This window comes from Photorhabdus namnaonensis (genome assembly GCF_001684335.1).
GTDB classification, from domain to species: domain Bacteria; phylum Pseudomonadota; class Gammaproteobacteria; order Enterobacterales; family Enterobacteriaceae; genus Photorhabdus; species Photorhabdus namnaonensis.
In genome coordinates this window covers 1-493 of sequence record NZ_LOIC01000057.1, presented here as the reverse complement: position 1 = coordinate 493, position 493 = coordinate 1, and the positions used below count along the sequence as shown (strand labels likewise).

Genomic DNA, 493 nt, shown 5'->3' with positions numbered 1-493 from the left:
TAAAAAACTGGTCATACCGCGCTTTGGCCTCCAGAAACAGGCAATACGCAGGTCTCCAGCCATCAAAGGTCACTTTCAGGCATTGAAATTCCTGGATCATTTGTGTGAGCGGGTTATATTGAGTTTTCGCAATAAATCGCTGATAGTTAATCGTAATGGCGCTCCAGCGACTCACCTTGCGATATTTTTCACTTGTCACCGGAATAGCAAGGCAAGCCTCGCACGCTTTTTTAGTTTCCGTTTTTTCACATTCTTCCGTTTCAGACTGGGCTTTAGTCTGAACCGCACTGGCATCAACAGATTCATCCCCTAAATCATCGTCCTCCCAAAAATCCGCATGGACTTCGGCACTCCAGACGATATTTCGATCTTCATCCGTGATTTCAGGGCTTATCACAAAATCCGTTTTCTTATGGTGAATGTCGTCATCCTCTATAACGGATTTATCTTTACCGGTTTCCATGATACCGACTGCAATTAATACTCCGGCACA

Annotated in this window: 1 protein-coding gene; it reads right to left on the bottom strand. The window is 44.6% G+C overall.

What is annotated here, in order from left to right; genetic code table 11:
- A partial coding sequence (locus tag Phpb_RS09940) for a Tox-REase-5 domain-containing protein (protein WP_240492505.1) occupies window positions 1-493 on the bottom strand: 493 nt, incomplete at both ends.